The organism is Marinobacterium rhizophilum DSM 18822 (genome assembly GCF_000378045.1).
Taxonomy (GTDB): domain Bacteria; phylum Pseudomonadota; class Gammaproteobacteria; order Pseudomonadales; family Balneatricaceae; genus Marinobacterium_A; species Marinobacterium_A rhizophilum.
In genome coordinates this window covers 120,567-131,436 of sequence record NZ_KB899106.1, presented here as the reverse complement: position 1 = coordinate 131,436, position 10,870 = coordinate 120,567, and the positions used below count along the sequence as shown (strand labels likewise).

At 52.3% G+C, this 10,870-nt stretch carries 4 protein-coding genes and 2 pseudogenes; 2 read left to right on the top strand and 4 right to left on the bottom strand.

The window, feature by feature from the left end; translation table 11 throughout:
- Positions 1-678: 678 nt before the first annotated feature.
- Positions 679-959 (bottom strand): annotated as a pseudogene (locus F451_RS27845) (transposase); the annotation flags it as partial.
- A 255-nt stretch (positions 960-1,214) separates the two neighbouring features.
- Here F451_RS27845 and F451_RS0118130 point away from each other — a divergent pair.
- Positions 1,215-1,652, top strand: coding sequence for a DUF4345 family protein (locus F451_RS0118130; RefSeq protein ID WP_020682827.1), 438 nt, complete (start codon positions 1,215-1,217; stop codon positions 1,650-1,652).
- 283 nt (positions 1,653-1,935) lie between these two features.
- Here F451_RS0118130 and F451_RS0118125 read toward each other — a convergent pair.
- Positions 1,936-2,094, bottom strand: a pseudogene (locus F451_RS0118125) (IS5/IS1182 family transposase); the annotation flags it as partial.
- A gap of 410 nt (positions 2,095-2,504) precedes the next feature.
- Between F451_RS0118125 and F451_RS0118120 the strand changes: the two are divergent.
- Positions 2,505-8,282, top strand: coding sequence for a DUF7453 family protein (locus tag F451_RS0118120; protein ID WP_020682825.1), 5,778 nt, complete (start codon positions 2,505-2,507; stop codon positions 8,280-8,282).
- 573 nt (positions 8,283-8,855) lie between these two features.
- Here the strand turns inward: F451_RS0118120 and F451_RS28865 are convergent.
- Positions 8,856-9,188 carry a class II aldolase/adducin family protein gene (locus F451_RS28865; RefSeq protein ID WP_420835280.1) on the bottom strand — a complete coding sequence of 111 codons (333 nt, stop codon included), beginning with the start codon at positions 9,186-9,188 and terminating at the stop codon, positions 8,856-8,858.
- Positions 9,185-10,741, bottom strand: coding sequence for a DUF3369 domain-containing protein (locus tag F451_RS0118110; protein ID WP_020682823.1), 1,557 nt, complete (start codon positions 10,739-10,741; stop codon positions 9,185-9,187). Before F451_RS0118110 ends, F451_RS28865 begins: the two co-directional genes overlap by 4 nt.
- Positions 10,742-10,870: the final 129 nt, after the last annotated feature.

Sequence of the window (10,870 nt, the reverse complement as noted above, 5' to 3'; positions counted from 1 at the left end):
GCTGGAGTGTGGCATGGGGCGAAGCCTCCTTTTCAACTGACGTCTTGACCCGAGCGGGCTTGTTATTGGTATCCGTCCTGCGGGAAGGGGCGTTCGCGTGGCGATCTGATCGCACACGTGTTCCTTCCGATGCAGTAGGAAAATAGTTATAGGAGACATATCATCCGATCGCCACATTGCGGTGCAGCAAGAATGAAGGGTCGCTGAATCGGCAAAATTGGAAGAAGTTGGTGCAAGATGTTGAATATTTGGAGATTTTGGCCGCCTGAGAGTAATCGCCTCATGTTGATCACGAGAGCGTTCTTGTTGCTGTCATATTCTCCAGTTATAAACGGATATCCATGTTATGAGTTGCAGTTCAACACCTAGCCAGTTGCAGTACTTCGGCCGCAATGTGGGTTAGACCTCCGTAAGCCACGCATATTTCGGCCCGTGTGCAAAGCGTAACACTGAGGGAGCAATGTCTGCTTTGCCGTTAGCCGACCTGCTTTTTTACGCCGGATAGAATAGGCGGATTTTCCAGGCCGTCAACTAGAGTCCTTGTCCCAAGACGGTATGGTTGAGGAGGCTGCTGTAAGCAGGCGGCATTTGTATGGGGGGCGCGATGCTCATCAATGAACGCGACCATCATTTTCGGTTTGCGCCGGAAGGCCGACCCGTTGCGCTCCGGCTGGTCGAGAAAACCGCAGCCTTGCGCAGAATCTCGTTAACGCGTTTTAGCTCCCGGTTTTCCCGTTCCAGCTCCTTGAGCCGCTCGCGTTCAGATTGAGACACAGCGGCGGCTGCCTGGGCACCTTCTGCGCGTTTATACCAGGGTCTCAGGGGCTCGGGCGTACAGCCAATCTTGTTGGCGATCGAATAGATCGCGGCCCACCGGGACGGGTATTCGCCTTGTTGTTCAAACACTAAGCGCACGGCCCCTCACGGACTTCCGGGGAATACTTCTTGGTCCAGTTCATGACTCCATCCTCTCAAGGTTGGGGGAGTCGGCTAGATGATTATCAGGTCTTGCCTTTTTCCTATCCTGCTTTATCTAACTCAATGTCGGCTTTGTGCCGTTAATCGACTCTTACGGGTTGTGATGCCTAGGCAAAGAAAAAGAGGTATGTTGCGACCCAATTTAGTCGTTCGCGAACTTTGACGCTATTTTTAGTAGCTCGGGTTGGCTAACCTGATATAAAACAGCTTTCTGTTACAGTGAATAGGACGACACCATGCCATTTTTCCATAAACTGATACTGTATATTACACTCGGCTTCCTGTGTTTAAGCCTTATGCTTCCGGGCCTTTGGGAGGTTTTAAGAAGCACGCCAAATCAATCAGGACTGGTCGCACAGCATGTAGATGCCCTCAACCAGTTACGAGCCTATAACGGCATGGTGGCGGCGGTGGGGTTTATTTCAGGGATTACTATTTTTAACTTAGAGCGCAATCGCGATCTTATTATCGTTCTTGCAATAATTATGCTGTTTCTTGCGACGTCAAGAACAATATCGCTGTTCTTCGATGGTGTGCCTGGGTTATTGACCCTGGCTTATATTCTTACTGAGTTCCTGATAGCAATGATATTACTTGTCTTCCTGCCGCCGAAAAAACCTGATTTATCAGTGATAGAGAAAGTTAGGGTCGAAGGGGGCATGGACTCATATTGAAAGCGGTCACCAACATCCCATGTAAACTGGCATCTGTCATCAATTAATGACTTTCAAAACTGAGGGGCAGGTCTTGTCTTTTACTTATCCCGTGCTCCCTCACAGTACGTCGGCTTTGTGCCGTTAGTAGAAGTTGCGTGCTTTCCTCACTGAACTGCCTGCTGGGTATCGATGGCGGCCTGAGGTCTACTTTTGAACCCCTTTATGAATGGGGGGATTACCCTGATCAAAATTGGATGCTGAAACCTGGTCAGTTTTCAACGCTGATTGACACCCGAAGTGCCCTATGGGTATTGCCGGCCTTGGGATAATGGACTTCGATGACCGCAGCCAAAGGCTGCCAGGGCGCCAGCTCCACCATCCGGGCGAGGAATTTTTCCTTACGCGTGGAGTGGTACTTGTGATGGTACTCGGTATCGGCGAAGCTCAGTTGCTGTTCCATACCTCAGGCTCTAGTCTACTGAGGACGCGGGATTCTCTCATGGCCGGGGACTTGTTCGCATCCCATTCCCCAATGCTGCTAGGTCTTCATGAACAACGCGAACAACAACAAAGTACCTGTTCGCGACGCTGTCGTATATTGGCTACGCTTACCTATATCGGTGTGTTTGTAAAGGCAAGATCAGAGCGCAGTCGGTCGCGCAAAGCCACGGGCCCCCTTCCAGTTGGGAACGCCGGGTTGCCAGGCACAAGATTACAGTGGATGGAGATCTCTGTGACGTGTGTGGAGCAATCTGTGTTCCATCCTGCTTGCATTTCACGATCCCCTCCTGATTGAGTCGACCCTAGCTCCCCCGGTGACCGGTGATCAGCTTCTCGTTGCAGGCAGTCACCGAGGGAAGGAGTGTAACCATGCTCGGCACCGCCCTCTCTCAGATGTCTCGCCGCAGTTCGGACAACGAAAACGATACCTCAGGCAAAGCCTGTGACGTTTCAGGGAACAACGGCCATTGCCTGCTCGGGCTGGTGTTCTTCCTCATATTCATGCTGGGGTCCGTCTACACAGCGCATGCCCAGACGCTTGGCATTGAGGCGGTGGTGCTGACCGGACAGCAGGCTCCGGGCCCGGCGGGTACGACCTTTCAGAGCAGTTTTAACAGAGCGGTTATCAATAATGCCGGCGAATTTGCCTTCTATGCCAGCACCACCGAGTTCAATTGTGCGGGTCTGTACAAGAGACGGGACGACCAGTTCGTCAAGGTGACTTCCTGCCCGGTATTGCCAGGAGAGCAAATTCTATCGGAGAGCGGAAAGCTGGTATTTACCTCGAACGGTGTTACCTATTCTGAGTTCGATGGACTGCATCCGGTCGTCGGCAATAAATTTACCGTAGTCAAAACCCCCGTACCGGACGGTGTGGAGGGTGAACTGTTTTCTTCCGTCGGCTTCCCCGTCAGCAATGATAATGGCATGCTGCTGTTCAAGGGGGTGACGGACATTACCGGCAGTCAGGGTTTCTGGGCGGAAATCAACGGCACCTTGCTCCCTTACGTACTGGCCGGTGAACCTGCTCCCGGAATGCCTGCAGGCACCACCTTTGCCAATCTGGACGACAGAGCCGTCGTCGCGAACGATGGCAGTGTGGCGTTCAAGGCGACCACAACCGCCTCCAGACAGACGGGGATCTGGGTGATCTATGCCGACGGTTCCGGTCGCAAGGTGATCGCACCGGGGGACCCTGCCCCGGGCTCGACTGGCAACTGGTCTAATGCCCATTTCCTTGTCAGTGACCTGTCCTCCAGTCCGGCGATCAATGCGCAGGGTGAGGTGGCCTTTCGCGGCACAACCACCAATGCCAACGAGAATGGCATCTGGGCCGAACGTTGGGATGAGGGCGTTCAGCAGTACCGTCTTCACAATGTTATCCTCGCCGCTGATTCGATCGCGTTGCCCTCCGGCGATATCTGGAGACCATTTAAATTTGGCTGGGTGTCGCTCAATAACCGGGGGGAACTGGCCTATATCGCCTGTTCGCGCATATCGATTAGCGATGTCTGCGGCGTCATGAAGGCTGTCTGGAATGAAAGCACCGAAAGATATGACCATCACCTCATTGCTCTGGACTCCCGTATAACCGGTGCCGAGCCCGAACCCGGAGGTTTGGGACTTTTCCTGGGCGGTGGTCAGGGGCCCTCATTGAACAACCAGGGCCAGGTCGTTTTTCGAGGCCTGGCTGCTCCACCGGAACGCCCCAGCGGTGTCTGGGGCATGTGGGGCTGGGATCCGGGAACGGGGCTTCACCGCATCTACCTCGCCGGGGACAGTATTGAGGTCGCCCCGGATGACGTTCGCACGGTCGCGAATTTCATTACGTTCAGTCCCTTCTTGTCACGGGCTTCGGGAAATGACGATGGCCGCCCCAGCGCCTTCAATGACCATGGGCAGGTGATATTCAAGCTGCTATTTGAGGACGCCCATCCTCTCAGAGAAGGGCTCTTCATTGCCAGACTTCCACAACTGCCTCACTCCCTGGAGATCACGGCTGGGCCCCAAGGCAATCCAAATCCGGTGCCTTCAGGTCAGGAGGTTCAATTGTCGGTTGTGGCCGAAGACGAGCTCGGCCACGGCTTGAACTATAACTGGCATAGCGACTGTTCTGCATGGTCGGCGAATGACGGTGTATTTAGTGACCATACTTTGCAAAATCCGTTGTGGACCGCACCTGACAATAGCACCAACACGGTTCAGGCCTGCAAGATCAGCATTACGGTCTCGGATGGGGTGGGGGTGAGTAGTAGTGCCAGTTTCGAACAGAGGATAGCCGGCAGCGGTGCTGGCATCTTGTCCGTTACGCCCGAAACAGACACCCACTGCCATGGTCCTGTCGGTGGATCGTTCAGTTGTCAATTCGATGACCTACTGGTTATCCCATTCCAGGATTATCGGCTGGAAAATGTCGGAGGGGAGCCTATTACCGCAATCGTCATACAGGGCGAGGAGTGGCTCAGCCTGTCACCCTCTAAAGCCAATCAAGGTTTTGCATTCGAACAGATATTAGCGGCTGGCCAGAGCGCCACAGTGCGTATTGGAATCGATACCGGCGCCAACACCCTGTGTGCAGGGAATTATAGCGAAACTGTCTTCTTCGACAATTTTACCAACGGTAATGGCAGCACCTCTCGCGAGGTCGGCCTTGTCGTCGAGCCAGCCGAAAACATCCCCCCATTAGTTACAGCACCACCAGCCACAAGCATCGAAGCTACAGCGCTACTGACGCCGATCAGTGAAAGCATTCTAGACCCAGAGGGAAAGGCCAGGGCGGTAGATGATGCCGAGGGAGAACTCAAACCGGTTCTCAGCAGTACCGATGCGTTATCGCTTGGCACACACTTCTTGGCATGGGAGGCAATAGACTGCTCAGGCAACAAAGGCGTCTCCAGTCCATTGCAGAAGGTAGTCGTGGTTGATACAACCAAGCCCGAACTCAAGCCGCCTGCTGGTTTTTTGTCCATCGAAGCGATGAGGCCGCTAACCTTCGTTGATCAGAAGGTCCTGGACCCTGAGGACAAAGCCACCGCACACGACAAAGTTGCACTGGCCAGTGGCCCATTGTTCACGGGGGTAGTCAAAGATGTGCTCCTTCGGGATGTCGTACCACCATTGCCGCTTGGGCAATATTACGCGGAATGGGCGGCCGAGGATACTAGCGGAAACCGCAGCACTGCTCTGCAACCATTCGTCATCGTAGACACAACAGAACCGGAGTTTACGTCTTTTCCTGCTGATATGACCTTTGACGTAGATGCATTGCCAGCCTTTGGCCTGGATATCGGAGCAGCGGTAGCAATGGATCTTGTCGATTCCAGTCCTGTGGTAACAAACGACGCACCCGATGCCTTTCCTGAGGGGGTAACTCCGGTGTTATGGGCAGCCAGGGACTTCAGTGGGAATATCAACAGAAGGTTTCAAATGATCACAGTAAGAAGTGCTGTGGAGCTGGCGGCTATTGAAGTAATTCAGACGATTCAAGATGCTACAAACATTGTTCCGCTCATCGCGCAGAAAACCACCTTGGTTAGAGTCTACTTTGAAAGTAAAGACGGTATGGAACACGTTGTGAGACCTATACTACGAGGGTTTCTGGATGGCGTCAGGCTTCCTGAAATGCTTACGCCTATGAATTCAGGAGAGGGCACTAAATCTCGCCCCGGCATTCTTAGTAAAAGGGCGAACGAAATATATCCAAATAAAATCCGTGACCTGGCAGCCAACTTCCAACTGCCGGAACATTGGACGACAGGCACTCTGACGCTTCAGGTCGGACTCCGTAACATTGGGTTTGATTCTATTAAGTGTGAGAACGCTGTGGGTAACGTATCAGCGGATTGCAAGCTGACGATCATATTCGATGATCCTGGAGTAGAATTCGAAACTAAACTGGTCAAGTACACATATGTGCCTCCTTTCGGTATAGGTGCTCAGCGAAGCCCCACCGCTGATGATATGAACAACGTACTGAAACGTCTTGTCAGCGCATATCCTATCGACAAGATTAGCAATGAGAGTGGTGAAATGTCGGAGTGGACGCGCGACGTGCCGAGTCTCGAAGGAATTATCGTCGACTTGCTAGCCTATAAATTTCTAGATTTATGTTTTGAAGAGCCAGCCTCAGCAGCTTTGCTGTACCCTCCTTTAATTTTACTGGATTTGGTTTCGTGCCCCAGGCTTTACTACGCGGTCTTGTCTCGTTTTTGGCCTGATGACAGAGAGGCCGCTGGACTCGATGTTACGGCGTCGGGTATGGCTTTACCACTTGGTGTTGATCGAGCTGCCGTGGGCATTGTTGCCGATGGTAACAGTTATGCGCGCTTTGTTCAGGCGCATGAAATGGGTCACCTGCTACTGGGGATTGGGGACAACCATCCATTTTGGATGGAGATGCCATTTGATCTGGCTTCTAGGGAGCTGGCCAAGGGAGACGATGTCGGTCCATGCGGCGCTGATTCCAGCATTTCTGAGGGCGTCTGGCCTTATATCGGCATCGACCTTCCCCCCATTCCTGGCGATGTGTTTGGTGGTAAAGCCAGCGATGAAATCTCTCTCAAAAAACTTTTTCCGCTAACAGGAGGCTCAGACAGAAATGTAATCGCCCTTATTGGTCCGCTAGATCAAGGAGACGGACGAGTTATTATTGGTTATGATAGCGACAGGAAACGTTTCATTTCACCGTGGACAAATTTCGAGCTGATGAGTTATTGTGGGCGAAATTTTAAATGGCCTTCAGTTAAAACATATAAAGAAATACGAGATCATATAGCGGAGCATTTTGGTAGCATTTTTGATCTTTCGGTGTCTGAGTCTTCGCACCTACGTTCGGTAGACGCGGCTTATATATCGCAGTCAATGGACGAGGGTGAAAATCTCGTTCCGAAAACCTTCGAGCTTATTCAGGGTATTATTTCCAGCGTTTCTGGAGATGTTAAAATTTTCCCTGTGATTACACTGCCCAACCTGACAGATGTACCCATGAACCCGAAAGCGGGCGATTATTGGCTGCAACGGCTAGACAAAGCTGGGCGCTTGATTGATGAAATATCTTTTGAACCGGAGTCTGAGCCTGGGGACCCAACAGGACTAACAAACGAATCGATTTTTACGGTTGCGATGGAAGTTAATCCCGATGTGGATAAAATCGTCATTAAAAATAGTCTAAACGTTATTAAGAAACTATCAATAAGTAAATCTTCGCCAACGGTAACGGTTGTTTATCCCAACGGTGGAGAGCAGTTTTCAGACGGTAGGGTTAGATTTGAATGGAAAGGTGCCGACAAAGATGATGATCAACTTTTCTATACCGTCCAGTTCAGCGCGGACGGCGGAATTCTATGGAAAACACTTGCAGTTCGCCATACGGAAGAGTTTCTGTTCGTCGATATAGACCAACTTCCCGAGACGGAAAATGGGCTTATACGAGTCCAGGCAAGCGATGGTTATCGAACGGTAATGGATACATCTGACGGTCTGTTTAGCACACCGAATAGTCCACCCTCAGTAGTGATACTATCACCATCTGAATTTTCCTTCTTTGGTGGTGAACAGACCATCGTGCTCAAGGCCATGGCCAATGATCTTGAAGACGAGGCTCTCAGCGATTCAAACTTCCAATGGTTCTCCGACATTGACGGTTTACTCGGCACTGGCCGGGCGCTCGCATTGCCTGTTGTCGACACATTGACGGCCGGCGATCACGCAATCTCGGTTGTGGTGACCGACAGTAGTGGAGGGATAAATAGCGACTCTGTCGAGATAACTGTTTTTGGGGATACATTTCCGCCTATTCATATTGCTGATGTCGATACCGAACCAGCCATCTTGTGGCCGCCTAATCACAAGATGGTCGAGGTGAATCTCTCTGTAGATGTTCACACTGTGCCAGAATTGGACCCAGGAGCATGTACAATCATTTCTGTGACAAGTAGCGAACCTATTAATGGAAGCGGTGATGGCAATAGCGAACCTGATTTTGTAATCGATGGCTCACTGACAGTTCGGCTACGCGCTGAACGTTCGGGAATATTGACAGGTCGAGAGTATTATATTGAGGTAGCTTGCACCGCTAGTGATGAACAGGGCACTTATCAGGCAACTGAGGTGGGCGTTGTGGTGGTGCCCAAGAATGATGAGGATTAATTAGGCGCGAATTCCCTACATGCAGGCGTATTTTTGCTACTCCCGGAGCAACTGGCCACGCGAACCATGTCGCGAACGCCTGAAATCCGCTCGTTCAGCGGTACTGATGATTAGGCGTTTCTCGGTGGGCGAATTTCTCGTGCTGCTTGTGTGCCCGCTCTGTGCCGAAAACGGCTGAGCTGGAATCGAAATACCCACGATTGTCTACCTTCCGGGAGAAAAACCAGTTTTACTTCATAACTCGCTTTCTCTATTCTCGGATAGTGAAATCATACACGGCTTTCCGTCTGACATTGATGATAACAACGCTGTTGGGCTGTTAAGCGAAGAAGAGGACACCGGTGCAAGTGTGCTTTTTGAGTATGAGCTCATTAGTGACACCGGATTCTGTCTGGAGGAGGAGACCCATGACTGGATGGCGAGTGGACTGCTTGTGGATGAAGGTATCCCGACTATGGAGGTTAACCCCGCGAACGGACTACCAATGCTAGATGGTTGTTTTGATATAGCTGGAAACCCCTATGGATCGGACAGTTCGTTGGATGGCTCTGCGATAGTTGGTATCAAATATGTCTAGACGATGGAATTTACGTTTGAGTGTGACTTGCTACAAGTAATTCCACCGTAATCCACCACGTGACAGACCGTTGACTCCAGATCCTCGGTGGCGACAATGGGGCCATGGTTGGCTAGCAGTACCGCCCGGTAATCGCCGGCAATATCAGCGATGTCGTCGCCCAGTCGTTTATCGCCAGGACGCCTGCAAGGGGTTAATGCCACTTTGCCGAAGCGCGTGATCGGGTAGGGTGTCAGCGGTGGCAGCACATCCAGCGTATTCAGGTTGGAGAGGCGAGAAACCGCTGTTGCATAGGTGGAATATGCAGGTGCATCGCTTTCGTCACTTATACAGCTACAGTACTTTTTGCTTCTTTCCCATCTCTGAATTGCTCCAATATCGCAATGAAGCCATCACGTCGAGACTTGTAGATTTCGACCAATGCCGGATCGAACTTCACGCCCGCTTGCTCGTGAATGAAGGCGTCGATTGCCTCCATTGCCCAACAGTCCTTGTAGCAACGTTTGCTGGCCAAGGCGTCGAACACGTCAGCGAGCGCGACAATGCGGCCGAAGAAATGGATGTCGGTTCCGGCAAGTCCCTGCGGATAGCCGCTACCATCCCAGTTCTCGTGATGTTGCTCCGCGATGATCGCGCCCGCCTGCATGATCGGCTGTCGCGACCGCTTCATGATCTGAGCCCCGATTGTCGTATGGGTCTTCATCACAGCCCATTCGTCCGATGAAAGCGTGCCAGGCTTGTTCAGGATGGCATCCGGGATGCCGATCTTGCCGACATCATGTAGCGGGGAGGCCAGAAACACCTGCTCACATTCGGCAGGCGAGAGCCCAAGCTCTTCGGCCATAAGCCGCGAGTAATGCGCGACGCGGCGGACGTGATTGCCGGTCTCCTTCGAGCGCGTTTCCGCCAGCTCGCACAGGCTATACACAATCTCTTTTTGTGTATGGCGCAGGGTGTCGTTCAACCGCAGATTGTCAAACGCGATGGAAACGTTGCGACAGAACAGGTCGATAAGATGTTGGTCGACGGGCGCAACAGGCTGCCGACCGGTTAGGTACAGGATAGTGTCGGCGCCAATGTGACGAACACAGTAATCGTCGTCGACAACATCCTCATTGCGGGACAACGCCCGCATGAGCTGAGCTTGCAGTTTGCGCTCAAGCAGTGCCGAAGACGCAGGCGCCTGACGGCTCGAACTTGCCAGGATAGACAGGCCCTCTTCTCGCTTTTCGGCTACGACGCCCTTGTAGTCTGCAACGAGGACAGGCGCATCCAGATACAGCAAGGCGGCCAGTTGCTCCAATACCCCCTCGGCAAAGGTCTCCATCGACTTTCTTTCGAGGATGGTGGCGGTCGCATCGATCACCTTTTCCAGCCCGGCGCGATTGCGCTCCAGGGCGACGATATCGCGATAGGAACGCAACGCCGTGTAGACAGCGGAAAAGAGCTTGCGATAGGTCAGTTCCGTTTTCTCTTTGTAGTCGTTGATGTCATAGCGTTTGATGACTTCCTCTTCCGGGGCCCGGCCCGGCTGCCCGGTCCGAAGGATGATGCGAGCACGGTGGTTGTCCAGGTCCTGGCGGATATAGTCGGCAACGTGCAACCCTGCATCGTCGGTTTCCATTACGACATCCAACAGCACAACGGCAATGTCATCGTGTTCCGCCATAAGGCATTTGGCCTCTTCGCCACTGTAGGCATGGAGGAAGGCCAGACCACGCTCAGCAAACTTCACATTGCAAAGCGCGACTTCGGTGATCGTGTGAATACCCTGCTCGTCATCGACAATCAGAATCTTCCAGTACGCTGGAGCCGATACTGGGGTTGGGGCATCCTGTAGTGTCTCGTCGGAAAATAACAGTTCATCGTCAGCACTGTGCATCGGTTGCACTCCTTGCTCCCTTCTGGAAGAGCGATCCGTCAAATCTCCATTTGTGTGCTAATAGTAGTACAGGCTGTAAATACTGGTGTCCTGCTTGCAGGATTTAATGTCTTCCACCCGTGACTTCAG